The sequence below is a fragment of the Novosphingobium sp. G106 genome, from assembly GCF_019075875.1.
Lineage (GTDB): Bacteria > Pseudomonadota > Alphaproteobacteria > Sphingomonadales > Sphingomonadaceae > Novosphingobium.
The window spans coordinates 3624603-3647204 of record NZ_JAHOOZ010000001.1; the positions used below are offsets into that span (position 1 = coordinate 3624603).

Sequence of the window (22602 nt, forward strand, 5' to 3'; positions counted from 1 at the left end):
GCTGAGCGGTCTCTTTTGTTCCCGGATCCGGCGCCCCTTCGATTACTTCAGGACATAGCCGCCATCGGCCGCCAGCGTATGGCCGACGACGAACGAAGCGGCGGGTGAGCAAAGCCAGAGCACGGCCTCCGCGACCTCTTCCGGTTCGGCGATGCGCCCCAGCGGAACCCGCGCGGACCGCCGCGCGACGTGGCTCGCGTCCTCCGCGGCGACCTTGCGAAGCGCCGGCGTCCACATCGGGCCGGGTGCGACGGCGTTGACCCGGATTCCCTGCGTCGCATACTCGACCGCGGCCACCTTGGTCATCGAATAGACCGCCTGTTTCGCGGCAAGATACCAGGAGAGACCCGGCTCGGCGGAATAGTGGTTGCCCGAGCCGATATTTACGATCGCACCGCCGCCCCGCTCCAGCATCGCCGCGATCTCGTACTTCATGCAGAGGAACACGCCGGTCATGTTGACCGCCATGACGGCATCCCAGTCTTCGGGATCGATCTCGGCCAACGGCCTGACTCCGAGACTGCGCATCGCATTGTTCACAGCGAAGTCCAGCCCGCCGAAGCGATCCTTGGCAAACTCGATCATGGCGCGCGCATCGGCGGCTTTGCCGACATCGGCCCGGACGAACGCCGCTTCCACCCCAGCGCACCGATCTCCGCGGCCGCGTCTTCGCCGGCGGCCGCATCGATGTCGGCAATCAAGACATTGGCGCCCTCGCGCGCGAAAAGCCGGGCGCAGGCCCTGCCCAAACCGCCGCCCGCGCCGGTGATCAGACATACCTTGCCTTCGAGCTGTCGCATCGTTCGATCCTTTCCCAACACGTCCGCGGTCAATTGACCGATTGCACCTGGCCTCCATCGATCCGGTAGTTCGCGCCATTCACGAAGCCGGAATGCGGGCTGGCGAGGAAGGCAACAAGCGTCCCGACCTCATCGGGCCGGCCATAGCGCACCGACGAGCAGGCGAAGAGCCCCAGGTCCATGAAGGCCCGTTCGCGCGCGTCGAGATCGTCGGGCCAGTCCTTCGCATCGCCGATCGACTTGAGCGTGCCCTCGAACATCTTCGTGCGCGTGCAACCCGGGCTGACCGTGTTCACGGTCACGCCCGAACGGGCGAGATCGACCGACAGGCTGACGGTCAGGTTGTTGACCGCCGCCTTCGCCGCGCAATAGGCCGCGGCCTGGGGCGTCGGCTGGCTTCCGCCGCCGCTCGAAATATTGATCACGCGGCCCCAGCCCCGCTCGCGCATCGCCGGAACGAAAGCGTGGATCATCCGGACCGGCGCGATCAGGTTCTGCTGCATGGCGCCGGCCCAGACTTCGGGCGTGTCGTTGAACCAGCCGTTCAGCCCGCCGCCCGCAGCCTCGTTGCCGCCGATATTGTTGACCAGGATGTCGACCCCGCCGAGGCTTTCGTGCACGCTGGCGATGACCGCATCAGCGCCGTCCTGCGTCGCGAGATCGCCCAGTACGGCATGTGCCGTGCCGCCCGCGGCGCGGACCGCCTCGACGGTCTCGTTCGTCCGCTTCGCGTTGCGGCCATGCACCGCTACGGCGACGCCCTCTCCGGCAAGGACCTGGGCGATGGCGCGGCCGATCCCCGAGCTGCTTCCCGTAACGAGCGCGCGCTTGCCGCTCAACTGCAGATCCATAAGCTCTCCCTCAGGTTCGGACGGTCGGCAATGCCGGCTCTCCGCTTGCGCTACACGATAGCGCGCCAGGCCTGCCGCACCAAACGGCCTTCTGATCATCGAGAATCGAAGCACCGGTTGAGGCTTTTTGGCTGTTCACGCGTTTCATATTGGCGCACGAGACCTGCGCGGAGGCGCCATGAAGACTCTGAACCACGAGCGCATACTCATTCTCGAGGAACAGCCGGCGATCGGCCAGCTTGTCGTCGGCATGCTCGACGCCATGAATGGCCGGGTGATAGGCCCTGCCGAACGCCTGCCCGAGGCGCTCGCTCTGTTGGCTGAAAACGAGGTCGATGCCGCGATCCTCGATGTGAAGATCGAAGGTCAACCGAGCTCATCTGTGGCGGACGAGTTGATCCGGCGAGGGATTCCCTTTGCATTCGCGAGCGCGAACCCTGCGGAAGAACTCGCCCGCCACTATCCGGGCGTCCCGCTCATCACCAAGCCGTTTTCATCGGAGCATCTCGAACAGGTGCTGGAAGGCCTCCTGGCCTCCAACTGACGCTCAGGCTGCGAGGCTTGGGATCACGACGATCCCCGGTCGCGCGATGTGCTCGGCCGCTTCGATGGCCTCGGGCTTGGGCGCGGCATCGTCCATCATCACCTGGCCGCTGCGTTCGAGCTTGCCCCAGCCCACCCGCGGTCCTCCAAGCGCGGCGAAGACAGCCTTGAGCACGACGGCATAGAGCAACTGGCGATAGCCGAAGCGCTGGAGCAGCAGGCGCAGCGCGGGGAAGTGCTTCTCGCGCCCGTCGAGGCGATAGGCGATCCACCCGCAGGCGAGGTCGATCGCGGTGAAAGCCGACCAGAAGCCGAGGATCGTCAGCACGTCTCCGCGCATCGCACCGAAACCGTGGTTGAGCAGGCGCAGGCCCGTGTCGACCAGGCTGGCGACGAGCGCGAGATCGATGATCGGCGAGATCAGGCTGAAGCCGATCTGGAACAGCCAGGCCTGCGGCATGCCGAAGCGCGCGAGGCCGCGAGGCTGGCCCGAGACCAGCGCGGCACGGTGCTTCCACAGGCACTGGAGCGTGCCAAAGGCCCAGCGATAGCGCTGCTTGAACAGCGCGCGAAAGGTCTCGGGCGCTTCGGTCCAAGCGATCGCATCGACATCGCAGGCGACCTTCCAGCCGGCTCGCTGGATCGCGATGGTCAGGTCCTGATCCTCGGCCAGCGTATCGGCCGGATAGCCGCCGACCATATCCAGCGCAGTGCGGCGCCAGGCGCCGACCGCGCCGGGGACGACGGTGATCGCGTCGAGCGCGGACAGTGCGCGACGCTCCAGCCCCTGTGCGGTGATATATTCGACCGCCTGCCAGCGCGTGACGAGATTGATCCGGTTGCCGATCTTGGCGTTGCCCGCGACCGCGCCGATCGCCGGATCGGCGAACCAGCGCGCGAGCTTGGCGATCGTGTCGGGCTCGAACTGGGTATCGGCATCGAGCGCGATGACGACGTCGCCCTTGGCGATCCTGAGGCCGTGATTGAGCGCGCGTGCCTTGCCGCCGTTCTCGATCGTCAGCAACGTGACGCGCGGATCGATGCCGAAAGCGCGGCGGACAATCGCCGATGTCTGGTCGGCCGAGCCGTCGTCGATGACGATCACCTCGACGCGCGGCCCCTGGCTCTGGAGAATGCGGCGCACCGAGGTTTCGATCACCATTTCCTCGTTGAAGGCGGGGATCAGCACGGAAACGAAACTCGGCACGAGATGCGCGGGCGGATTGGGCGCGCTGTGCCGGCAGGCAGCGCGGCAGGCGAGCACGGTGAGGACGACGGCGCGGGTAATGCCCAGCGCTATGGCGATCAGGAAAAGCACGCCGAGGAACTTGCCGCCGCCCGAAAGCCCGGCGAACAGCGTGCCCGCACCGTCGGCGACGACCTGCTGCGTGCCTTTGAGCGGCGGCATGACGGCATCGCGGTCGAGCCCGGCCAGGCGCGAGACTGTGACGAAGTCGTAACCGCGCGCGCGCAGTTCGCGGATGATTTCGGGCAGCGCGGCGATCGTGGCGCTGCGGTCGCCGCCGCTGTCGTGCAGCAGCACGATCTGGGTCGAGCGCTGGGCATTGCCCGATTCGACCTGCGCCACGGTCTTGGCGACGATCGAGCGCGCGTCGGTCTGGGTCCAGTCGAGCGGATCGACGTTCAGGCCGACCGAGAGATAGCCCATGTCCGCGGCGACGCGCGCCGAGCGCAGTTCGGCCTGCGTGCTGGGCTCGGCGTCGCCCAGATAGGGCGCGCGAAACAGGCGCATCGAGCGGCCGGTATAGCTCTCGACGAGTCGCTGTGTGGTGTTGAGCTCGAGCTGAATCGCGGCTTCGGGCAGGCGGTCGAGATCGGCGTGAGTGGTCGAATGGTTGCCGAGCTCCGAGCCCTCGTCGATGATCCGGCGCAGCAGCGCGGGTTCGCCCAGGGCATTCACTCCGGTGACGAAGAAGGTCGCCGGCGCTTTCGCGCGCTTGAGGATGTCGAGAATCTGTGGCGTCCAGCGCGTATCGGGGCCGTCGTCGAAAGTGAGTGCGACGAGGCGGCGATTGTGGCCGGCGCGCTGGACCAGGTTGGCAGTGGGCAGCGCATCATAGCTGGCGCTGCGGATCAGGCTGTCGCTGCCGGGGACTGCCTCGCGCCTGCCGGGCTGCGCCGCGCTGGCGAGACGCAGGACCTCGCCATTGCCGATCAGTTCGACGGTGTCCTGACTAGGCAGGTGCTCGATCTGCGGGGCGCTGCCCTGCGGCGCGGCGAGCGCGGCCCAGAAGCCGGGGTCCTCGCTACCGAGGCGCCAGAGCGCGACGCCGCCCGCGCCGAGCTGACGGGCGACCTGGAGCTGATTCCAGCTCGCAATCGCGTCGAGCATCCAGACCTGATGGCGGACGCCGTTCTCCTCGTAGGCGAAATGGCTGTTGCCGGTCGCCGGATCGAAAGCCGGGCGGACGCCTGCGGCCACGGCCTTTTCCCAGGCCTGCGGCACGGTGGCGGGCGCGGCCCTGCCGGTGCCCCAGTCATAGGCATAGTTGCCCAGCGCAACGATTGCCTTGTCCGGCCCGATCTCTTTCACCGCCGCCGCAACAGTCTGCGCGAACCACGGCTGCGAGGCGATCGGGCCCGGCTCACCGCCCGGCCAGTGCTCGTCGTAGGCCATGAGGAAGATGCGATCGGTAACCGCGGCATAGGCGGCGAGGTCCCAGGTGCTATCGGCGACCGGTGCGGCGATGGTCACGAGCAGGCCGCGCTTGGCGAAACGCCCGTGGATCTCCCCAAGGAAGGCACGATAACCGCCGTGCGCGCTCGTCGGCAGGTCTTCGATGTCGAGGACGATGCCCGCCGCACTTTCGCTGGCGACGGTCTTCTCGATCTGGGCGATGAACCGCCGCCGCGCCGCCGGATCGGCAAACAGCCGCTCGCTGTTGCGACCCTCCCAATGCCCCTCGCCGTCGACGTTCTGGATCATCAGGAGGAGCTTGGCCCTGCCCTGGCCGTCGAGAATCTGGCGAAGATGGTCGTCGCGCTCGAAGCTCCAAGTATGACCGGGCCCGTGCACCGTCGCGAGGCCGGCGGCGACCCAATCGAGATCGCCGACATGAGCGGCGAGCGAGGCCTGCCCGGCCTCGTCCCACGGCATGTAGAAGCCGTAGCGCTCGGCCTTCGCCGAGCCAGTCCCCACCGGCGTCGCGGCATGGGCGGGGAGCCACGCACCAGGCTTGGAATCCGAGATGGCGTCCGACGTCGCGACCGACTTCAGTTGCTCGGTCTTCGGGAAGTCGGAAAAGCTCGGCGCAGCTCGGCGTTCGAGGAACAGAACCTCGGCGAGCAAGATCGCAGCGGCAAGAACCGCGGCAATGCCGATAAACCAAACCGCCGTGCGGACGCGCACCGCGCGCCGACCGCTCGGGTCGTGAAAAATCTGGAAGTCCACACGCCCGCCGCTGCTGGTTCGATACGAGCCGCGCCCTAGGCAATATTGGCTAATGATCCCTTAACCATGACCGTATGAAGGTACCGAAATTGGCGGAAAACCTAGGCTCCCGCAATCTCGTGCTGCGCATAGAAGCGCAGGCTGGTCACCGAATGATCGATCGAATCCGTCATCGTCATCTGGCCCGCCGCCTGCCGCTTGCCCATTTCGACGAGGATGTCGGACGGGTTTTCGACTTCGATCTCGTAGACAGCCAGATAGGGCGCGAAGTCGGGTCCCATGCCAACGGGCGTGCTCTCGAACCGGCGGCCGGAGATCACGCCGGGGATCGCGCAGATTTCCGGATAGTGGACGGTGTCGTACCACTGGTTGAATTCCGCCTCGCGGCCCGGCAGCGCCTTCGAATAGGCGACCATCGCGTACTTGCCCATCAAACCTCTCCGCTGATCATTTCCGGCCCATGTAGTTCATTGGATTGACCGGCCGGCCATTGAGCCGGGTCTCGTAATGCAGGTGGGGTCCGGTCGAAAGGCCGGTCGAGCCAACGAGGCCGATCAACTCGCCCTTACGCACGCGCTGCCCCGCGACGACGTTGAGCCGCGACAGGTGGCCGAAGCGGGTTTCCATGCCACCCGCGTGCTCGATCGAAATCGACAGGCCATAGCCGCCGCGGATGCCCGCCGAGCCGACGATACCGTCTGCCGTCGCATAGACCGGCGTGCCCCTGGGAGCCGCAAGATCGACGCCGAGGTGCAGCCGCTCCACCCCCAGCAAGGGATGCTCCCGCATGCCGAACCCGCTGGTCAGCACCCCGCCGCCAACCGAGCGGCGTGTAGCTTCGGATGTCGCGGCCAGGGCGCGGCGGTTCGGGCTCGCGCGCATGGCCGGAGCGAGCGTGGAACCGTGGTCGGCCGCCTTCCACGACTTGAACAGCTTGGCGAAGGCCGCAGCGTCCTGTTCTTCTCCCTGCGGCGCCGGCACCTTCGCCTCGGGCACCACTTCGGCAGAAGCCACGGCCGGCGCGAGAAGCGCGCCGAGAACCACGAATTTCGTCAATCGAGCGACCAAAGGCACCAGCAAAGTCTCGTCCAGCATGCAGCTTCGCGGGCCGATCTAGCCTGCCCGGCGCAATTCGAAAAGCCTAACCGGCAGTCACGCCGCCGTCCGCTGTCCAGATCGCGCCGTGGACCGCACTCGCCGCGGGCGACGAGATGAAGCCGACGACTTCGGCGACCTCGGCCGCGTCCGTGGGTGGGCGCAGCCCCGAATAGCGCACAATCTTGGCGAAATCGGCATCGGCGGGCGGCCGCGTCGCCTCGCTGATCTCGGTCATCATGCCCCCCGGCGCGACCGCGTTGATGCGGATCGGCTTGTCGGCATATTCGAGCGCCAGCGACTTGGTCAGCTGCAGCAGCGCCGCCTTCGACATCGAATAGGGCACGATATAGGCGGTGCCGATCAGCGCGCTCTGCGACAGCACGTTGACGATGTTCCCTTGCGCTTCCAGCAGGTGCGGGATCGCCGCCTGGGCGAACCAGAACGGTGCGGCGGCATTGACCTGCATGATCTTCCAGAACTCGTCCTCGGGCACCTCGACCGCATGGTTGAACCGCATCAGGCCCGCCGCGTTGACCAGCACGTCAAGCCGGCCATAGGCCGCCACTGCCGCCTCGACTGCGGCGACGCAGTTGGCGCGTTGCGAGATGTCGGCGGGAAAGGCCGCCGCGCGTACCCCGGCGGCTTCGAGTTCGGCACGGGTCTCCTCGAGCCGATCGGCCAGCACGTCGATGAGCATCAGCGCCACGCCCTGCCGCGCCAGAACCTGCGCGATCGCCTTGCCGAGCCCCCTTGCCGCGCCCGTGACCAGGGCGACGCGCTGCGGTGTTTCGCTCATTCTCTATCCCTTCTCGACGAGGTCTGCGGCACTGCGACCGAACCGGCACCGATTGCACGAAAGATCAGTGCGCCACGGCGGCGGCCCAATGTGTCGATGCGGTTGGGTGCGTCGCCGTCAGGCTGGGGGCCAATCGCCATGCGGATCGATCCATCGGGTTCGGTCACACAGGCATTGTCGCCGATGCCTGCACCGGGAAGCGATTCGCACCAGTGGTTGTAGGCATGGAGCGACCAGTAGCCGGGTATGCCCGCGGGGACCGTCACTTCGAGGTGCTCGCCCTCGGCCAATGCGTAGGAGCCGAGATAATAGATCGTGTCGGGATCGCCCTGCACGCCCTGCTGCATCTGCGGCGTTTCGGCATGAAAGCCGTTCGCCGCCGCGCTGGTCACCGCGCTCCATTCGAGGAAAGTGCGGATCGAGCCGACAAGCGCCGCCGCGACCTGGCCGAGCGCGGCTTCGGTATTGCCCTGCGCCAGGGTCAGATCGCGCACCGCGGGACCACCGGTCAGCACCAGCCGCGCCGGCTCGCCCTGCGGGTCGCGGTGGAGCACTCGCACGAGGATCGAGCGCGCACCGGGCAGGATCGGCAGGCTGCCAGGGCCTGTCGCATCGGCGGCGATGTCGAGCGCGAAATGGCCGCCCTCACCCACGTTCCCCGCGTGGAAGGCGGCATAAGCGGAGATGTCCGAAGAGCCGCCCGGACCGAACACATAGGTGCCGATGCCGACGCGCTCGGAATCGCGCAGCCAGCCTTCGAGCCTATAGCGTCGCGCCGGGTCGAGCCCGGCGAAAGCCATGCGGTAGTCGGGGTTCGGCCCGCCGCGCGTCGGCAGCGCGCGCGAGAAGCCGCCTTCGGTCATCAGGTGACCGAGGAAGGCATCGCTGAGACAGGTCGTCAGGATGCGCATGACATAGGCATCGCCTTCGACCGCCGTCGCCGCATCGGGCGCCGCCGCCGCGACTTCGGCGCGCGCCGTGGCAATCGCGATGTTCACCGCATCCCAGCTCATGGTCAGACCGCCGCCGTGCGGGCGAGGCCTTCGCTCTCGCGCGGGATATCGAAGCGGAGCATGTAGTCGCCGAACTGCTCGGCAATCTCGCTGTCGACCAGCCCCCACTGCTCGATCGTGTATTCGTTCTTGCCGCGCGCGTTCTTGGGATTGTCGCGGTGCCAGTCGCCGACCGACTTTGCGATCGCATCGGGCGTGTCGATACCGATGCCGGCGTGGATCCGGCGCATCTCGGCCACCGGGTTCTCGATCAGGGTGTAATAGTCGACGTGGACCACCCGGCTGCCGTTCGGGGCGCGGTCGAATTCCATGATCCGGTCGATATGCCGCTGGATGAAATGGCGCATGTTGCGCCCGACTTCGTGCGGATCGACGTCGACCGCGCGCATCTTGCGCAGGTTGAACGTCATCTTGCAGATCGAGGCGAGCGTCTGCACCGGATCGCGGTGCGTCATGACGAAACGCGCATCGGGATAGACCTCCAGGATCTCGTCCATCGCGATGACGTGGTTCGGATACTTGAGCGCCCAGGGCTTCGTCGGCGACATCCATTGCAGGAGCTGGAGCTGGCGCTTGTGGACCTTGTAGGTCTCGACCATGTCGAGCTCGTCGAGCAGGTAATCGAAGTAGCCGGGCACGCGGAACAGGTTGTTGAGCCCGGCCGCGCCATAGGACTGCTGGAGAAAAGCGTGGCATTCGTCCGAGCCGTCCTCGTCGTAAAGATGCAGCGCGTCGAAGCCCTCGAAAGTCGGCTGGCGCCGCGCGGCCCATTCCTTGCGGCGGCGCTGCGCCGATTCCGGATCGAACCCCGGCGGCGGATTGGGTGACATCGATTCCCAGGTACGGATCAACCGGAAACGCTCATCGCGATCGAACAGGTACTGGAAATAGGTCGTGCCCGATCGCGGCAGGCCCATCAGGAAGACCGGCGCCTCGATCTTCTCGTCGGCGATCTCGGGATGATCCTGCACCCATTTCTGGCCTTCGAGGCGATTGACCTGGTCTTGGCCGAACAGGTGCCGGGTCATCGCCTCGCCTTCGGCGGAGAGGTTGCCGGTGTCGGCCAGCGCTTCGGCCAGCCGCGCCAGGTTGCTCCCGACGGCCGGATCGCCGTCCGATATCCCGACCTTGTCTTCGGCCCCGGCTATGATCGCGGCGGCATCGAGCATCTGATATCTCCCGGTATCTCTTATCCGGCAAGCTTAGGCACAGGGTACCAGCCTCGGCAATGCGGACCGGCTTCGCCCCGGCGTTAAACGTCGCGGAAGTGCGGCATGACCTCCTTGGCGAACAGGCGCAGCTCGCGCGCCTGCTGCTCGGGATCGGGCACGCCGGTGGGGGTGATGAAGAACCACTCCGGGTTGATGACGTCCCTGATCTGCTCCATCTCGCGGATGCAGTCATCGGGCGTGCCGACCACCGCGCGGTTGGGCGCGAATTCTTCCAGCGTCACCTGCTTGCCACCGAACATCGCCGCTTCTGCCAGTTCGTCGCGATCCGCCTTGGCGCCGATATCGTCGTAGCTCCGCCAGACACGAACGATGTTGGCGAGGAAGTCGGGATCGAGCTCCGCCCGCGTCGGGGCGATATGAACGTCGCGCATCAGCGCTAGTGTCGAGGGCCGACCGTGCTCGGCAGCAATCGCCTTGTAGGTCGCGACCTTGCCCTGCAGTTCGAGCAGATGCTCGGCAAAGCTGATCAGCCAACCGTCGCCGAGCCGCCCTGCCCGCTTCATCGCCGGCTCGCTGACCGCGCCGATCCAGATCGGCGGGACGTGGCCGTTCAGCGGCGGCGGCTGGATAGTGACGTCGTCGATCCGGAAATGCTGGCCATGGTAGGAGAAGGCCTCGCCCTTCATCGCCAGCGGCAATAGCTCCAGGCATTCCTCGAAGCGTTTGGCCCGCGTCTTGAAGCTCCAGCCGCAGTTCTCGAACTCATCGGGCTTGTAGCCGATGCCCGCGCCCAGAATCAGCCGGTTGTTCGCCATCTCGTTGATCGTGTTCACTTCCTCGGCCACTTCGAGCGGGTGGCGCGAAGGCAGCAGGAAGATGTTGGTGCAGAACTGCATGGTGCGCGTCCGTGCCATCAGCGCTGAGAGCATGGGCAACGGCGCCGAGGGCTCGGTCGCCTGATCGCCGCCGAAAGCGGTGCTCGCGGCGAAGCGGTGATGCCCGCACCAGCCGAGGTCGTAGCCCAGGTCCTCCATCTCGTTCAGATAGCTGAACAGCCCGCCGTAGGGATCGGACGAGGCCCGGTCGATCCGGTTGCGCGAGACGATGATGCCGAATTTCATGCCATCTCTCCGAGCTTTATTTTTGTGTGATCGTCACCTTGTTAGCGCGGTGCAAACCTGTCAAGGTTCGAGCAGAATAACGACGGGCCAAAATAACGGGAGAGTATGATGAGCGGATCCGGAAAGCGCCTTGCGGGCAAGGTCGCGATCGTGACCGGCGCGGGCCAGGGCATCGGCGAGGCGATCGCGCTGGCCTATGCGGCCGAGGGCGCCAAGGTGATCGTCACCGGCCGAACCAAGAGCAAGCTAGATGAGGTCGTCGGCAAGATCGAGGCGGCGGGCGGCACCGCGCTCGCCATCGAAGCACTGGCCGGCAACAAGGAGCATGCGGTCCTAACGGTCGACCGTGCGGTGGCCGAATGGGGCCGGGTCGACGCGCTGGTCAACAACGCCCACACCTTCACCGATTTCCTGCCGATCGAGGACCCGAAGATGGAAGAGAACTGCATGATCGACATGCAGTCCGCCTTTATCGGTTCGCTACAGCTGATGCAGCTCTGCTTCCCGCACATGCAGAAGCAGGGCGGCGGCGCGATCATCAACATGGGATCGAGCTATGGCCCCCGCAGCGAGCCGGGCTTCCTCGCCTATTCGGCGAGCAAAGAGGCGATCCGCTCGCTGACGCGCACCGCCGCCAAGGAATGGGGCAAGCACGGCATCCGCGTGAACACGATCCTGCCCTCGGCACTGACGCCCAAGTCGATCTGGTATCTTGAGGATTCAGGCACTTACGACGTGGAATTGGCCAAAGTCGCGATGGGCCGTTTCGGCGGCCCAGACGACATCGCGCCGACCGCGGTGTTCCTGGCAAGCGACGAATCCAACTACGTCACCGGCCAGACGATCGGCGTCGATGGCGGCAGCACGATGTTCTGAGGGAGCCGGCGATGAAGAAGTTCGTCAATCACGTCGATCACGTCGCCTGGATGTCGCGGCCCGAAAACCTCGACGCCAACGTCGCGCAGCTCGAGAAGCTGACCGGCGCCACGCTCACCCGCTTCGTGCGCGAGGACATGGGCTTCACCATGTGCATCTCGTGGGAAGCCGGCCTCGAAGTCGTCGCGCCGATGGAACGGCGCACCGAGTTCAACGCCTGGCTATGGAGCGAGCTCGAGAAGAAGGGCGAAGGCGTGTCTTCGGTGGTCTTCGGCGTAAAGAACCTCGATGCACACAAGGCGCGGCTGGAAGCGATGGGCTTTCCCGTCGGCCCGCTGATGGACGATCACCCGGACTCGCCCTGGCACGACAAGCTCGTGCTGTGGGAGCGCATGGCCGGCGAGGCGATGAACACCAATATCGTCCTCGGCGACATCGACTACGCCGACGCGGTCATTCCCTTTGGAGAGGCCTGACATGGCGATCGCCGACGTCTCGAATGTTGACCTTGCCGACCTCATCTCGTTGAAAGGCCGCACCGCCGTCGTCACCGGCGGCGCGCAGGGGCTCGGCAAGGCCATGGCCCGACGCCTTGCGGAAGCGGGCGCATCGGTGCTGATCGGCGATATCAAGCTGGAGGCGGCGCAGGCAGCGGCCGAGGAGCTGAGCCGACGCTACGGCGGCAAGGTGATCGCTACCCGGCTCGACGTAACCGACAGTGCCTCGATCGGCGATGCCGCAGCCTTGGCAGAGGCCGAGTTCGGCAGCATCGGCATCTGGGTCAATAACGCCGGGCTCTATCCGAACATTCGCCTGCTCGACATGACCGACGAGACCTGGGACCAGGTCATGGCGGTCAATCTGCGCGGGGTCTTCGCGAGTTGCCGCGAGGCGGCGCGGCGGATGATCGAGGCGGGGCGCGGCGGCGTGCTGGTCAACGTCGTCTCCACCGCAGGCTTCGCCGGCGTCGCGCCCGGCGTCTCGGCCTATGTTGCCTCGAAGCACGGCGTGCGCGGTCTCAACCGCCAGCTCGCGATCGAGCTCGCCCCGCACGGCATCCGCGTGCTCGGCGTGGCGCCAACCTTCTGCGAGACCGAAGGCAATACGGCTGCGCTGGCGGAATTGCCCGACAGCGTGCGCAGCGAGATATCCGCGACGCTGACCTCGCGGCTTGGCCGCGTCGGCGTGCCCGACGACATCGCCCGCGTCGTGCTGTTCGCGGCCTCGGACATGGCCCTGTTCATGACCGGCAGCAAGCTCCTCGCCGACGCCGGCGAGATTGCCTGACAGGAGCCAGACCTTTGACCATGCAGACCCAGGCCGGCGAGACGATCGCCGCGCGCCACGACGAAGTGCTCGGCCACCCCCCGCGCCTGCCGCCGCTCGACCGCGCTTCGGTGGCCGCAGAGGTACAGGCGGCGACCGATCACCTACGCGGCGGCGCAACGCCTGGCAGGCCGCCGCTGCCGCTCGACGCGATCCCCGAGATCATGTTCACCATGTGCCGCTTTCCGGACCTGTGGCAGCGGCTGATGGACCTGACGATCGAAATCCAGGGCACCTCCGCCACCCTGCCGCTACGCGACCGCAAGCTCGCCATCCTGCGCACCGGGTGGCTCTGCCAGGCGCCCTACGAATTCGGCGAGCACGTCAATCAGGCGAAGCGCGCCGGCCTGACCAGCGAGGAGATCGAGCGCGTCACCGCGGGATCGACCGCGCCCGGATGGGACGCACACGAGCGGGCCATCCTGCGTGCCGCAGAGGAGCTGCATGCGGGCGCCATGATCGGCGACGAGACCTGGAACCGGCTGGCGCAGCGGCTCGACGAACAGCAACTCGTCGAACTGCTGATCGTAGTCGGCCAGTTCACCGCTACCGCTTACTTTCAGAACGCGCTGCGCCTGCGCCTCGAAGCCGGCAACGACGGACTCGCGGCCCGCTAAGCCGGCGTGAACTCGATGAAGAGGTCCGACAGGCTGCGGAAGGTATAGGTCGGCTCGAAACGGTAGCGGCGTGCATCGGCGGGACCGTGATGTTCTTCCGAGATGCTGATGTCCTGCACGCGCGCCAGCAGCTGCTCGATCGCGATGCGCGATTCCATCCGGCCGAGCGGAGCGCCGAGGCAGCCGTGCGCGCCGCGGCTGAAGCCCATGTGGTCGCGCAGGCCGGGGCGGTCGATGTCGAAGCGGTCGGGATCGGCGAAATGGGCGGGGTCGTTGCTTGCGGCGTAAATGCAGACGGTGATGATCGTGCCCGCAGGCACTGCCACATCGCCAAGCGCCGTGTCGCGCAACGCCAGCCGATAGGTCGTTTTGACCGGCGCGTCGTAGCGCAGGACTTCCTCGATGAAGTCCGAGATCCGCTCGGGCTCGCGCCACAGCCGTGCCTGCAGTGCCGGGTCCTCGCCGAGGATCAGGATCGCCATCGAGATCAGCCGCGAGGTCGTGTCCTGTCCCGCCCCGAACAGGAACCGGGCGAGATTGGACAGCGTGTCGAAGTCGGGCACCGAGCCGTCCTTGAACCGCGCCTGGACCAGCTCGGACATCAGGTCGCCGCGCGGGCTTTCCAGCCGCTCGCGCAGGTAGTCGTCGAAACGCGGCTTCATGAAGATCAGCGGGTCCGGCCCAACCTTGTGCACGGCGTCGCCGTCCAGCTGGCTCGGCGGCGCGCCGATCAGGTCGAGCAGTTCGGCCCGGTCGCCCTCGGGAATGCCGAGCAGGTCGGAGATCGCATAGGTCGTCGTCGCATGGGCATAGTCGGGCACGACCGCGCATTTGCCCGAGGCGACGAAGCCGTCGATCAGCCGGTCCGACAGCGCGCGCAGATAGTCCTCGTTCGCCTTCAGCCGCTTGTAGGTCAGCAGGCTGCCCAGCAGCATGCGGTGCTCGGCGTGCTTCTTGCCGTCCATGCAGACGAGATGGTCGGCCCAGGGCAGGTCCGGCCCATGCTCCGCAAGCTGGCCGGTGATATCGTGCGCCTGCGGCGCGAACGGAAGGCCGGGAATCGGCCCGACGACCGAGCAGGCGTTCGAATAGACGCCCGACTTGTCGGTGAGCACCGCGTTGGCCTCTTCGAAGCCGGTCACCATCAGCGTGCCGTGGTGCGGCTCCCAAGCGACCGGCGCCCTGGCGCGCAACATGCCGAAATAGTCCTTCGGCCGGTCGATGATCGCGGGGTCGCTGTAAAAATCGGGCTCGGGCTTGTTCATCGGCGCAACTCTCTCCCAGGCAACCTTGCTAACATAGCGACGAACGAGCAACAAGGCCCCGGCACTGCGCCATTTTCGAGCGTTTTCGTCGCTAGTTCGTCAATTGGTGGCAAAATGTCGGTGAATAACCCATCCCGCTCCGGCGAATTTTGCGAAAACCGTGCATTCCCGGGCTTTCTGCACTGGAATTCCCGATTGGGCTGGGCTAGCCGGGCGCACCTCATCACTGAAGGACTCCACTCACATGAACAACAACGACATCGCCGACGTTCTCGCCGCCGACAACGGCATCACCAAGACCGACGCGCGCAAGCTGGTCGACGGCGTGTTCGCCGCGATCGCCGATGCCGCTGCGAAGGGCGAAGAAGTTTCGCTGAACGGTTTCGGCAAGTTCAAGGTCAAGGACAGCCCGGCCCGCGAAGGCCGCAACCCGGCCACCGGCGCTGCCATGCAGATCGCCGCGTCGAAGAAGCTGACCTTCGCGCCCGCCAAGGCGGTCAAGGACAAGCTGAACGGCTGATCCTATCCTCGCGCCCCGCGGTGAGCGGGGCGCGAGGTTATTCTTCTAGAGTATTTTCAGGGGCGATAGCGGACCCCGTCCGGCATGATCACCCCGTTCTTGCGGGCATAGTCGTCCCAGGCCGCGATGAGCGACCGCAGTTTTTCCGGCTCCTGACCTGCCAGATCGCGGGTTTCGCCCGGATCCTTGGCCAGGTCGAACAAGTGCCACTGGCCGTCGCCCACATCCGATATCTTCCAGTCGCCCTGCCGGATCGAGCGCGAGCCGAACAGCTCGGTGCCGATGGCCTCGCTCGCCGCGTGAACTTCCGGCGTCTTGCCGGTCAGATAGGGCACCCAGCTTTTCCCGGTGATCGGCCGCAGTGCCGGGTCGGCCCGCTCGGGCACGCCCGCGAGGTCGAGGATCGTCGGCGCGATGTCGGTCACATGGGTGAAGGCATCGGCCGGCTTGCCGCCCTTCGCCAGACCCGGCCCGCTGACAAAAGCTACCGTGCGCGTACCGCCTTCGGTTGCATAGGCCTTCATCAGCCAGCTCGGCGCGGTCGCCGCCTGGGCCCAGCCGGCACCGTAGGCGACGTAGGACGTGCCGCTGCCGCGGTTCGCCAGGCTGTTGTCGGCATCCTTGAGATAGCGCGCCATCAGTTCCTTGCCCGTGGTCTCGGGATCGAGCCCCTCGGCGCCGTTGTCGGCCAGGAAGATCACAACGGTATTGTCGAGCTCGCCCTCGGTACGCAGCGTGTCGAGCACGCGGCCGACGTTCCGGTCGAGCCGGTCGACCATCGCTGCATAGATCTCCATGTTGCGCGCGCCCTCGCGCTTCTGCTCGGGCGTCAGCACGTCCCAGCCGGTGGTCAGGCGCGGCTGGTGTGCGGCGGTGCCGGGCGCGAGCAGGCCGAGCTCCTCCTGCCGCTTGAGCCGCGCTTGGCGCAGCACCTCGAAGCCCGCGTCATAGCGTCCGCGATAGCGCGCGATGTCCTCGGCCGGGGCCTGGAGCGGCCAATGCGGCGCGGTGAAGGTCAGCACGGCGAAGAAGGGCTTATCCGCGGCTTCCTTATGCGCCGCCTGTAACTGGCCGATCAGCCGGTCGGCGAAGGCGTCCGACGAATAGAAGCCCTGCGGCAGCGCAGACAGGGCCTTGCCGTTCTCGGTGTAGGGGGCGCCCAGCGCCGGATCGACCGAGAAATCGCGTCCGAAATGGTTGTGTGCGCCGCGCAGCATCGCGAAGCTGGTCTGGAAGCCTCGCGCATGCGGGTCCTGCGCCGGGGTGAGGCCGAGGTGCCATTTGCCCGAGAACAGCGTGCGATAGCCGCCGGCCGCAAGCCGCTCGGCGATCGTTGCGACGTCGCGGCGCAGATAGCCTTCGTAGCCGGGCTTGCCCTGCTGGTTGGGCGAGATCGATTCGGCCATCGAACCAAGCCCGGCGACATGGCTGTCGGCGCCGGTCAGCAGCATCGCCCGGGTCGGCGAACAGGCGGGTGCTGTGTGGAAGTCGGTCAGCCGCGTGCCCTGCAGCGCCAGCCGGTCGAGATTGGGCGTGGCGATCTCGCCGCCGAAAGCACCGACGTCCGAATAGCCGAGGTCGTCGGCAACGATCACCAGGAAGTTAGGCTTCTGCGAATCGGCTGCGAGCGCCGGCGCCGCGGTGCTCGCCAGGAGAGAGGCCGCAAGCGCGGCCTTGCGGAGGAAATGCTTCATCGTTGGACCTCTGGAAAATGCCAAAAAAGTGCCGCGCCCCGGCACGAAACGGGGCGCGGCAGGTGAAGAAGTGGCCAATGGGAGGGAGAAGCTTGGCCGCTTCCGCAGGAACGTCTGGTCAGGCGGCGATCACGCCTCCTGGAATTCGGGCTTCTTCTCTTTCTTGGTGGTGCGGCTGGTGCGGCCGTCGATGCCCACCGGCACGTCGCCGTTAACCGTCGCGCGGCGCAGCGTGCGGCGCTGCAGGCCGAAGTCGGCGACGGCGCGGTGCTGGGTTGCACGGTTGTCCCAGAAGGCCACGTCGCCGGCTTCCCAGCGCCAGCGCACGACGTTTTCCGGCTTGGTGATGTGCTCCTGGAACACATCGTAGAGCTTGGCCGAGTCCGCCTTGTTCAGGCCGACGAAGTTGCGCACGAAATGGCCGAGCAGCAGGTTGCGCTGGCCCGAGATCGGGTGGACGCGGACGACCGGGTGCTCGGTCTCATAGACCGTCGAGGCGAAGACGTTCTTCTGGAACAGCGCGCGCTGGCGCTGGGCCTCCTCGACGTTCGTGGCATCGCGCTTCAGACCGAACTGGGCGGCATAGTCGTAGTCGTTGGTGTGCACGGCCCAGAGGTTGTTGGCGAGCTGGCGCAGCGCCTCGGGCAGGCCTTCATAGGCGGTCTCGGTGTTCGCCCAGACGGTGTCGCCGCCGGCCTCGGGCGCGGTGATCGAGCGCAGGATCGAGCCCTTGGGATAGGCATCGACGAAGGTCACGTCGGTGTGCCAGGACGAGGCCGCGTAGCCTTCCTTGGAGTCGAGATCGAGCAGATAGCGCGAGCCTTCGGCCACCGGCACGGTCGGATGCGCGACGGGATCGCCGAACAGGCCGGCGAAGGCCTCATGCTCGGCATCGTCGAGGTGCGTCTGGCCGCGGAAGAAGATCACCTTGTGGCGGACGAGCGCCGCCTCGATGGCCTGCACGGTTATGGCGTCGAGATCGCCCGAGAGCTGCACGCCGCGGATTTCGGCGCCGATCCGGCCGGTGACGGGACGGATGTCGAGCGGCGAAGCGGGGTCCTTGGCATTCGGGTAGCGGTCGAGTGCGGTAGTCATGGCATTTCTCCAGTCTTGCTTGGGGTATTCAGCGGGGCGGGGGTTATTCGGCGGGCGCGAGGACCGTGGGGCCGGCTTCGAGCTGACGACGAATTTCGGAATGGGCAGCCTCGTCGAGCGGGAACTTCGCGACGAGGGCTGCGGAGATGGCGTGGGCAATGGCCGGGCCGAGGGCGAAGACGTAGAGCAGGCCCTGCAGCGCCTCGGGGCTGTTCGTATGCTTGGGATCGAACCCCAGCCAGGCGATGAGCGGCAGAGCGATGCCGACGGCCAGGGCCGCGCCGGCCTTCTCCGACAGGCTGAACACCGAATAGTAGAGGCCGGTGCGCTCTTCCCCGGTTTCGAAGCGGTGCTTGTCGGCGATGTCGGCGACCATGGCGCGGAGCATGAGATTGCCCGAACCCTGGGCGAGACCCTGGGCCACAGCGAGAGCGAGAACGAGGCCGAAATTGTCGGGCGTGGCGAGGAGCAGGCCCAGGTTGATCGCCACCTGGACGAGCTCGCCGGCCACCGCGGCGCGGTGCTTGCCGACCCGTACACTGATCCGCTGCCAGATCGGGCCGGCGAGGATGCCGAAGACGTACTGGAAGAGGAACAGGCCTGCCGCCCATTCGGGCCGTTGCATGTAGATGCCGATGAAGAACACCATCAGCACGCCCCGGATGCCCTGCCCACCGCGCACCGCCGCATCGGAGAAGAGCACGCGGAGCAGCAGCCGATTGGCAAACACCGCCCGCATCGCCTGGCCGAGCGAGAAGGGAACGGCCGGGGGAAAGGTCGTTGGTTCGCGGAACGAGGTAAGCGTCAGCGCAAGCGCCGGCAGCGCGGTCACCACGATCAGCCCGCCCATCAAGGTCAGCTGCAGCCGCCCGTCGGCGGGATGCAGCTGGTCTGCGATCGTCGGCAGGACGAGCGCGATGAACAGCGTCGCTGCAGTCACGACGGTCTGATAGGTCTGGATCCGCGTGCGCTGATGGTAGTGCCCAGTGATCTCGCCCGACCAGGCCAGGAACGGCGTCTGCGCCGCGGCCCAGCCGAGGTTGAACACCAGCAAGGCCGCGCCGAGGTAGAGCGGCGAGACATGCTCGGGCGGGAAGAACAGCAGCGCCCCACCCAGCGTGAACAGGACGCCGCCCGCAGCCACCCAGGGCTTGCGCCGGCCGAAGCGGCTGCGGGTGCGGTCGCTGAGCGCCCCCGTCAGCGGGTCGAGCACGATGTTGGCGATCTGCCCGACCAGGAACAGCGCCCCGATCACCGTAAGCGGAATGCCGAAATCCCGCGCGTAGATTGCCGGCAGATAGACCGCGAGCGGCATGGCCGCGGCATAGAGCGGTATCGTTATCGCGGAAAAACGCAGCAGCCGTCCGACGCTGGGCGCCGGTTCACTGCGGGCATCGGCAAACGGGGATCGAAAGTCGCTCATAGCTTTCTCACAGTTTGGTGCGGAGGGTGACGCCGTAGGTCCGGGGCTCGCCGACTTGGCCGGTCGTGACGCCGGTGTTCGCGGGCGAGAGGCTCAGGTAGTAATCCTTGTCGAACAGGTTCTTGGCCCAGATCGACACGTCGATCAGACCGTCGCCGGTGCGGAAGCCGATGCGCGCATTGGCCAGGCCGAAGGCGGGAATCTGCGCCCAGGCCGAATTGGTCGACGAGGTGTTGAAGCTCGACCGGTGCGAGTAGTCGGCATGGGCGTAGATCGCGATTTCGCGCCCGCCGAGTTCGCCCAACGGCAGGTCGCCGTCGGCGCCCAGCGTATAGGTGAACTTGGGCACGCCCGGCAGCGGCTGGCCCGACAGGTCCTGGATCGCCGAGATGTTCAGCCGCTCGACCGCCTGCGGCGCGTTCTTGTAATCGACGTACTTCGCGTCGGCATAAGCGATCGAGGCGTTCAGGCTGAAATGCTCGCTCGCCGTGAAGGTCGCATCGGCCTCGAAGCCGCGCGAGCGGACCTTGGGGATGTTCGCGATGTACTGCCGAGTGTTGACGGTGTTCGCGACCTGCTCGGTGATCGCGGTCTGGTAGTCGTGGATCTCGGTCCAATAGGCCGCGCCGTTCAGCGTCAGCCTGTGGTCGAACAGCTGCGACTTGAAGCCGAGCTCGAAGGCATCGACCTTCTCGGGCCGCACCGTCGCGGCGATGCCGGGGGGCAGGTTGGTCAGGTTGAGACCGCCCGACTTGTTGCCGCGCGAGTAAGAACCATAGAGCAGCACGTCCGGCGCCACTTTCCAGCTCACCGAGGCCAGGCCCGAGAGGCTGTTGTTGGTCAGCTCGGTCGAATAGGAGGTGATCGGGTTGAACTGGCTGCGCAGCGCCGTCGCCGCCGCGGCCAGCGACGGCACCGTCGTCAGATCGACGCCCGAGACCCACCACTGGTTGAACGAACCGGTCTTCTTCTCGTGGGTGTAGCGCAGCCCGCCGGTCAGGGTCAGCGTGTCGGTGACCTTCCAGTCGGCCTGGCCGAAGGCGGCGATCGTCTTGGTATCGGGGTTCGACGTGGAACGGGCCTCGAAGCCGTTCAGCGCCGCATCCCAGGCGGCCAACGACACCGCCGAACCGGGCACCCGGTTCCACAGGCCCGCCGCGGGGCCATAGGCCGTGGCGCCGTAGCCCTTGATGATCTGCCAGAAGTAATAGCCGCCGACGACGTAGCTGAGCGGGCCGTCAGTGTCCGAGGCGAGCCGCACTTCCTGGCTGAACTGGCGCTGGCGGTTGGCCTGTTGCGCCTTGGTGATGACCGGCAGCGAGGTGCTGTCGCCGTCGTTGGCCGGGTCCCAGTCCCACCAGCGATAGGCGCTGATCGAAGTCAGCTTGGCGCCACCGAGATCCCAGTCGAGCTGGCCCGAGACGCCGTAGCCCGACATGTTCGACTGGTAGTGGCCATCGGCCTGGCCGATCCGGTCGAAGCCATTGTAGCTCGGGGTGATCGAGCCCGGGAAGCGGGCCAGGCGGTCCGAGAAGTTGTTCGGGATGACCGCGCCGTTCGCATAGGTCGTGTGGTTCGAAGTGAACAGGTTGAGGACGAAGTTCTGTTCCTGACGCGAATAGTCGCCGATGATCTTGACCTCGACGTCCGCGCTCGGCGTGAACAGCAGCTGCCCGCGGACCGAGGCGTTGTAATAGCCCTGCGCGCGCTCCTTCTGCGTCACGTTGTAGAGGAAGCCGCGCCGCTCGGTCAGCGCGCCGCTGATCCGCACCGCCAGGAGATCGGGCACCACGCCGCCCGAAACCGATCCGCGCAGCTGGTAATAGCCGTAGTTGCCGACCGAGGCTTCGGCCGAAGCCTCGGGATTGAAAGTCGGCTTCTTGCTGGTGATGTTGATCACGCCGGAAGTCGTGTTCTTGCCGAACAGCGTCCCCTGCGGCCCACGCAGCACTTCGATCGATTCCAAATCGACGAGGTCGAACTGCGACAGCCCGACGCGGCCGTAGTAGACGTTGTCGATATAGAAGCCGACGCCGTTCTCGAGCCCGTCGTTGGTCAGCGCGACATTGCTGCCGAGGCCGCGGATGTTGATGTTGGTATTGCGCGGGTTGAAGCTGAACACCTGCAGGCTGGGCACCTGCTGCTGGATCTGGCCGAGCGTGAAATCGCCGCGCCGCTCGAGCGAGGCCGCGCTGACGACGCTGATCGCGATCGGCACGTCCTGCACCTTCTCGTCGCGGCGGCGCGAGGCGGTAACGACGATCGGTGCCTCATAGCCGGCGCCGGCCTCGGCCAAGGCCTCGTCTGCAGCGGCTGCGTCGGCGGTCGCGCCTGCGTCATCGGCGTAAGCGGGAACGGCGGCGGCGAGCGCGGCCAGGCTGGTGGTCGCGAGAACGAGACGTCGGAAAACCTGGAGAATCAAAATAAGACATTGAAATTCCTGAACCCTGTTGGCTTGAAGCGTGTTGATTTGATCGCAGCCGGAGGGACGCGGGGCACGGGCAACCGACCGCGCCCTCCCGCCCCATCGAAATCGAAGGGAGTGCGCGCCCGCGCCGGGCACAAAGCTTCCGCGCCAGAACCTGTCGGTCCGGATGAGAGAGAGACGCCGCGCCGGATGGGCGGAAAGCGCCGATATTACGGGATCACGGGGCGCGAGCGGGCCGGTTCAGCCGCCGCGGGGGATGGAGCATCCGGCGCCAGCCTGGCCTCGCAGCCCGCCGCGCCCCGGTCACGTCAATAGTTGCTGGAACACATGCGCATCGCATCACCTCATCGTTGAGGGGAACACGAAGCCTGGCGTTGTCGCCCAAAGCATCGCGCGCTTTAGCTGTTGGTAACGCGGAGCAAGCTGCTTCCCGATCAAAAGCCGCGGGTCAGGATCCGGTCTATGCACGGCGGGCCTGACCAGCCCACTACCGTGCGGAGTGATCTCTACTTATTTGATAGACTATGCTCTAGTCAAGCAAAAGCTTTGCTT

Annotated in this window: 21 protein-coding genes; 6 read left to right on the top strand and 15 right to left on the bottom strand. The window is 66.4% G+C overall.

The genetic code is table 11. The annotated features are described in order from the left end of the window. Positions 1-42: 42 nt before the first annotated feature. The 3 genes from KRR38_RS17330 to KRR38_RS17340 are packed head-to-tail and all read right to left on the bottom strand — an operon-like array spanning position 43 to position 1651. On the bottom strand, positions 43-585 hold the full coding sequence (locus KRR38_RS17330) for an SDR family NAD(P)-dependent oxidoreductase (protein ID WP_254514853.1): 543 nt from the start codon (positions 583-585) through the stop codon (positions 43-45). Next, complete coding sequence (locus KRR38_RS17335; protein WP_217403915.1) at positions 582-800, bottom strand: SDR family NAD(P)-dependent oxidoreductase; 219 nt, start codon at positions 798-800, stop codon at positions 582-584. The genes KRR38_RS17330 and KRR38_RS17335 overlap by 4 nt, the downstream gene beginning before the upstream one ends. A 29-nt stretch (positions 801-829) precedes the next feature. After that, positions 830-1651, bottom strand: a complete 822-nt coding sequence (locus tag KRR38_RS17340) for an SDR family NAD(P)-dependent oxidoreductase (protein WP_217403918.1) — start codon at positions 1649-1651, stop codon at positions 830-832. 127 nt (positions 1652-1778) lie between these two features. On the opposite strand from KRR38_RS17340, the gene KRR38_RS17345 reads away from it, so the two are divergent. Next, complete coding sequence (locus KRR38_RS17345) at positions 1779-2195, top strand: response regulator (protein ID WP_217403920.1); 417 nt, start codon at positions 1779-1781, stop codon at positions 2193-2195. A gap of 3 nt (positions 2196-2198) precedes the next feature. On the opposite strand, the gene KRR38_RS17350 is transcribed toward KRR38_RS17345, so the two are convergent. From KRR38_RS17350 to KRR38_RS17380, 7 genes are all read right to left on the bottom strand, one after another. After that, on the bottom strand, positions 2199-5606 hold the full coding sequence (locus tag KRR38_RS17350) for a glycosyltransferase (protein WP_217403922.1): 3408 nt from the start codon (positions 5604-5606) through the stop codon (positions 2199-2201). 101 nt (positions 5607-5707) lie between these two features. Next, positions 5708-6037 carry a hypothetical protein gene (locus KRR38_RS17355; RefSeq protein WP_217403924.1) on the bottom strand — a complete coding sequence of 110 codons (330 nt, stop codon included), beginning with the start codon at positions 6035-6037 and terminating at the stop codon, positions 5708-5710. Between the two features lie 16 nt (positions 6038-6053). Further along, positions 6054-6701, bottom strand: coding sequence for a M23 family metallopeptidase (locus tag KRR38_RS17360; RefSeq protein ID WP_217403926.1), 648 nt, complete (start codon positions 6699-6701; stop codon positions 6054-6056). Between the two features lie 46 nt (positions 6702-6747). Beyond that, on the bottom strand, positions 6748-7500 hold the full coding sequence (locus tag KRR38_RS17365) for an SDR family NAD(P)-dependent oxidoreductase (RefSeq protein ID WP_217403928.1): 753 nt from the start codon (positions 7498-7500) through the stop codon (positions 6748-6750). Next, positions 7497-8513 carry a hypothetical protein gene (locus KRR38_RS17370; RefSeq protein WP_217403930.1) on the bottom strand — a complete coding sequence of 339 codons (1017 nt, stop codon included), beginning with the start codon at positions 8511-8513 and terminating at the stop codon, positions 7497-7499. Before KRR38_RS17370 ends, KRR38_RS17365 begins: the two co-directional genes overlap by 4 nt. A 2-nt stretch (positions 8514-8515) precedes the next feature. Then, positions 8516-9682 (bottom strand): sulfotransferase, encoded by a 1167-nt coding sequence (locus tag KRR38_RS17375; protein ID WP_217403932.1) that lies wholly within the window; start codon positions 9680-9682, stop codon positions 8516-8518. Between the two features lie 83 nt (positions 9683-9765). Continuing rightward, positions 9766-10806 (bottom strand): LLM class flavin-dependent oxidoreductase, encoded by a 1041-nt coding sequence (locus KRR38_RS17380; protein WP_217403934.1) that lies wholly within the window; start codon positions 10804-10806, stop codon positions 9766-9768. 108 nt (positions 10807-10914) lie between these two features. Between KRR38_RS17380 and KRR38_RS17385 the strand changes: the two genes are divergently transcribed. From KRR38_RS17385 to KRR38_RS17400, 4 genes are read left to right on the top strand one after another with little or no spacing between them, the layout of a single operon-like run. Beyond that, a complete protein-coding gene (locus tag KRR38_RS17385) occupies positions 10915-11682 on the top strand; it encodes an SDR family NAD(P)-dependent oxidoreductase (RefSeq protein ID WP_217403936.1) in 768 nt (255 codons plus the stop codon). 11 nt (positions 11683-11693) lie between these two features. Beyond that, entirely contained in the window at positions 11694-12158 is a 465-nt protein-coding gene (locus tag KRR38_RS17390; protein ID WP_217403938.1) for a VOC family protein, read from the top strand. A 1-nt stretch (position 12159) separates the two neighbouring features. Beyond that, complete coding sequence (locus tag KRR38_RS17395; protein WP_217403939.1) at positions 12160-12969, top strand: SDR family NAD(P)-dependent oxidoreductase; 810 nt, start codon at positions 12160-12162, stop codon at positions 12967-12969. 20 nt (positions 12970-12989) lie between these two features. Continuing rightward, on the top strand, positions 12990-13625 hold the full coding sequence (locus KRR38_RS17400) for a carboxymuconolactone decarboxylase family protein (protein ID WP_217407309.1): 636 nt from the start codon (positions 12990-12992) through the stop codon (positions 13623-13625). Here the strand turns inward: KRR38_RS17400 and KRR38_RS17405 are convergent. Next, entirely contained in the window at positions 13622-14890 is a 1269-nt protein-coding gene (locus KRR38_RS17405) for a cytochrome P450 (RefSeq protein ID WP_217403941.1), read from the bottom strand. The two genes, KRR38_RS17400 and KRR38_RS17405, sit on opposite strands and share 4 nt — an antisense overlap. 244 nt (positions 14891-15134) lie before the next feature. Here KRR38_RS17405 and KRR38_RS17410 point away from each other — a divergent pair, with 244 nt between their 5' ends. Next, a complete protein-coding gene (locus KRR38_RS17410) occupies positions 15135-15410 on the top strand; it encodes an HU family DNA-binding protein (protein ID WP_217403943.1) in 276 nt (91 codons plus the stop codon). Between the two features lie 56 nt (positions 15411-15466). Here the strand turns inward: KRR38_RS17410 and KRR38_RS17415 are convergent, their stop codons facing one another. The 4 genes from KRR38_RS17415 to KRR38_RS17430 form a co-directional block, all read right to left on the bottom strand. After that, the gene (locus tag KRR38_RS17415) at positions 15467-17104 is read right to left on the bottom strand and encodes an arylsulfatase (protein WP_217403945.1); all 1638 of its coding nucleotides are present in this window, start codon (positions 17102-17104) and stop codon (positions 15467-15469) included. A 129-nt stretch (positions 17105-17233) separates the two neighbouring features. Beyond that, positions 17234-18199: a TauD/TfdA family dioxygenase gene (locus tag KRR38_RS17420; protein ID WP_217403947.1), complete on the bottom strand. Its 966-nt coding sequence runs from the start codon at positions 18197-18199 to the stop codon at positions 17234-17236. A gap of 43 nt (positions 18200-18242) precedes the next feature. After that, positions 18243-19622, bottom strand: coding sequence for an MFS transporter (locus KRR38_RS17425; protein ID WP_217403949.1), 1380 nt, complete (start codon positions 19620-19622; stop codon positions 18243-18245). 7 nt (positions 19623-19629) lie between these two features. Beyond that, the gene (locus KRR38_RS17430; protein ID WP_254514854.1) at positions 19630-22044 is read right to left on the bottom strand and encodes a TonB-dependent receptor; all 2415 of its coding nucleotides are present in this window, start codon (positions 22042-22044) and stop codon (positions 19630-19632) included. Positions 22045-22602: the final 558 nt, after the last annotated feature.

Excerpts from the sequence above, each read along its gene's own strand:
- KRR38_RS17330 (WP_254514853.1), bottom strand. The coding sequence starts at position 585 with ATGATCGAGTTTGCCAAGGATCGCTTCGGCGGGCTGGACTTCGCTGTG.
- KRR38_RS17335 (WP_217403915.1), bottom strand. The coding sequence starts at position 800 with ATGCGACAGCTCGAAGGCAAGGTATGTCTGATCACCGGCGCGGGCGGC.
- KRR38_RS17340 (WP_217403918.1), bottom strand. The coding sequence starts at position 1,651 with ATGGATCTGCAGTTGAGCGGCAAGCGCGCGCTCGTTACGGGAAGCAGC.
- KRR38_RS17355 (WP_217403924.1), bottom strand. The coding sequence starts at position 6,037 with ATGGGCAAGTACGCGATGGTCGCCTATTCGAAGGCGCTGCCGGGCCGC.
- KRR38_RS17360 (WP_217403926.1), bottom strand. The coding sequence starts at position 6,701 with ATGCTGGACGAGACTTTGCTGGTGCCTTTGGTCGCTCGATTGACGAAA.
- KRR38_RS17365 (WP_217403928.1), bottom strand. The coding sequence starts at position 7,500 with ATGAGCGAAACACCGCAGCGCGTCGCCCTGGTCACGGGCGCGGCAAGG.
- KRR38_RS17370 (WP_217403930.1), bottom strand. The coding sequence starts at position 8,513 with ATGAGCTGGGATGCGGTGAACATCGCGATTGCCACGGCGCGCGCCGAA.
- KRR38_RS17375 (WP_217403932.1), bottom strand. The coding sequence starts at position 9,682 with ATGCTCGATGCCGCCGCGATCATAGCCGGGGCCGAAGACAAGGTCGGG.
- KRR38_RS17380 (WP_217403934.1), bottom strand. The coding sequence starts at position 10,806 with ATGAAATTCGGCATCATCGTCTCGCGCAACCGGATCGACCGGGCCTCG.
- KRR38_RS17385 (WP_217403936.1), top strand. The coding sequence starts at position 10,915 with ATGAGCGGATCCGGAAAGCGCCTTGCGGGCAAGGTCGCGATCGTGACC.
- KRR38_RS17390 (WP_217403938.1), top strand. The coding sequence starts at position 11,694 with ATGAAGAAGTTCGTCAATCACGTCGATCACGTCGCCTGGATGTCGCGG.
- KRR38_RS17395 (WP_217403939.1), top strand. The coding sequence starts at position 12,160 with ATGGCGATCGCCGACGTCTCGAATGTTGACCTTGCCGACCTCATCTCG.
- KRR38_RS17400 (WP_217407309.1), top strand. The coding sequence starts at position 12,990 with ATGCAGACCCAGGCCGGCGAGACGATCGCCGCGCGCCACGACGAAGTG.
- KRR38_RS17405 (WP_217403941.1), bottom strand. The coding sequence starts at position 14,890 with ATGAACAAGCCCGAGCCCGATTTTTACAGCGACCCCGCGATCATCGAC.
- KRR38_RS17410 (WP_217403943.1), top strand. The coding sequence starts at position 15,135 with ATGAACAACAACGACATCGCCGACGTTCTCGCCGCCGACAACGGCATC.
- KRR38_RS17415 (WP_217403945.1), bottom strand. The coding sequence starts at position 17,104 with ATGAAGCATTTCCTCCGCAAGGCCGCGCTTGCGGCCTCTCTCCTGGCG.
- KRR38_RS17420 (WP_217403947.1), bottom strand. The coding sequence starts at position 18,199 with ATGACTACCGCACTCGACCGCTACCCGAATGCCAAGGACCCCGCTTCG.
- KRR38_RS17425 (WP_217403949.1), bottom strand. The coding sequence starts at position 19,622 with ATGAGCGACTTTCGATCCCCGTTTGCCGATGCCCGCAGTGAACCGGCG.